At 65.4% G+C, this 2,125-nt stretch carries 3 protein-coding genes; all 3 read left to right on the forward strand.

Going from position 1 to position 2,125, the window contains the following annotated elements; genetic code table 11:
* Nucleotides 1-217, forward strand: a 217-nt coding sequence (locus EN906_RS31905) for an N-formylglutamate amidohydrolase (protein WP_206529224.1), incomplete at its 5' end; no start/stop codon positions are given.
* Nucleotides 218-243: 26 nt separating this feature from the next.
* Entirely contained in the window at nucleotides 244-1,914 is a 1,671-nt protein-coding gene (gene hutU, locus EN906_RS31910; protein WP_127375670.1) for a urocanate hydratase, read from the forward strand.
* A 12-nt stretch (nucleotides 1,915-1,926) separates the two neighbouring features.
* Nucleotides 1,927-2,125 (forward strand): HutD family protein (locus EN906_RS31915; RefSeq protein WP_206529225.1); only part of this gene is annotated, 199 nt, incomplete at its 3' end.

Here is a 2,125-nt window from a genome sequence, read left to right on the forward strand (position 1 = left end):
CTTCAAGGGCGGCTGGATCACACGCCATTTCGGCCAGCCGCAACAAGGCGTGCATGCGCTGCAGATGGAACTCTCCAATCGCGGCTATATGCGCGAGCCCGATGGCAAGGGTACGCCGGACAACTGGCCGGTGCCTTACGATGCCGAGTTTGCCGCACCGATCCGCGCCACGCTGCGGAAAATCCTCGAGACTGCGACGTCCTGGGCGCGCGTCTGACATCAGGCCTTTTATGGAGTGACGCCATGAACAATCCTCGCCACAACATCCGCGAAGTCCGCAGCCCGCGCGGCACCGAAATCAGCGCGCGCTCCTGGCTGACGGAAGCGCCGCTGCGCATGCTGATGAACAATCTCGACCCGGATGTTGCCGAAAATCCCAACGAGCTGGTCGTCTATGGCGGCATCGGCCGGGCGGCGCGCACCTGGAACGACTTTGACCGCATCGTCGCCTCCTTGAGGACGCTGGCCGATGACGAGACTTTGCTGGTCCAGTCCGGCAAGCCGGTTGGCGTGTTCCGGACCCACCCGGACGCCCCGCGCGTGCTGATCGCCAACTCCAATTTGGTGCCGCACTGGGCGAATTGGGAAAAGTTCAACGAGCTCGATAAGAAGGGCCTGATGATGTACGGCCAGATGACGGCCGGCTCGTGGATCTACATCGGCACGCAAGGCATCGTGCAAGGCACCTACGAGACCTTCGTCGAGGCCGGCCGCCAGCACTATGGCGGCAATCTCAAGGGAAAATGGATACTGACCGGCGGTCTCGGCGGCATGGGTGGCGCCCAGCCGCCCGCCGCCGTCATGGCCGGCGCCTGCTGCCTGGCGATCGAATGCAACCCGGACTCGATCGATTTCCGCCTGCGCACCCGCTACGTCGACGAGCGCGCCGACACGCTCGACGAGGCGCTGGAAAAGATCGAACGCTGGACCAAGGCCGGGGAGGCGAAGTCGGTCGGCCTGCTTGGCAATACGGCCGACATCGTGCCGGAGATGTTCAGGCGTGGCATTCGCCCCGATATGGTCACCGATCAGACCTCGGCGCATGATCCCATCAACGGCTACCTGCCGAAGGGCTGGACGATGGCCGAGTGGCGCGAGAAGCGCGTCAGCGACCCCAAGGCGGTCGAGAAGGCGGCACGCGCCTCGATGCGCGAACATGTCGAGGCGATGGTGGCGTTCTGGAACGCCGGCGTGCCGACGCTCGACTACGGCAACAACATCCGCCAGGTGGCCAAGGAGGAGGGGTTCGAGAACGCCTTTGCCTTCCCCGGTTTCGTGCCGGCCTATATCCGTCCGCTGTTCTGCCGCGGCATCGGGCCGTTCCGCTGGGCAGCCCTTTCCGGCGATCCTGAGGATATCTACAAGACCGACGCCAAGGTGCGCGAACTGACGCCCGGCAACACCCATCTGCACAACTGGCTCGACATGGCGCGCGAGCGCATCGCCTTCCAGGGCCTGCCGGCGCGCATCTGCTGGGTCGGCCTTGGCGACCGCCACAGGCTCGGACTCGCTTTCAACGAGATGGTGGCCAAGGGTGAGCTGAAGGCGCCTGTCGTCATCGGCCGCGATCACCTCGATTCCGGCTCGGTCGCCTCGCCGAACCGCGAAACGGAATCCATGAAGGACGGCTCGGACGCTGTCTCCGATTGGCCGCTGCTCAACGCGTTGCTCAACACGGCGTCCGGCGCCACCTGGGTGTCGCTGCACCATGGCGGCGGCGTCGGCATGGGTTTCTCGCAGCACGCCGGCATGGTCATCGTCGCCGACGGCACGCCGGACGCCGCAAGGCGCCTGGAGCGGGTGTTGTGGAACGACCCGGCGACCGGTGTCATGCGCCACGCCGATGCCGGCTACGAAATCGCCGTCGAATGCGCCAAGGAGCACCAGCTCAATTTGCCCGGCATTCTCGGCTGATTGGCTGAGCCGATGCGTGTTCTGCGGGCAGCCGAATACCGGTCGATGCCGTGGAAGAACGGCGGCGGCGTGACGACGGAAATCGCCGTCTCGCCCACGGGTGCCGGGTTCGACGATTTCGACTGGCGCGTCTCGATGGCGCGTGTCGAATTGAGCGGGCCGTTCTCGCAATTCGCCGGCATCGATCGCACCCTTGCCGTGCTCGAAGGCG

This window comes from Mesorhizobium sp. M7A.F.Ca.CA.004.06.1.1 (assembly GCF_003999135.1).
Lineage (GTDB): Bacteria > Pseudomonadota > Alphaproteobacteria > Rhizobiales > Rhizobiaceae > Mesorhizobium.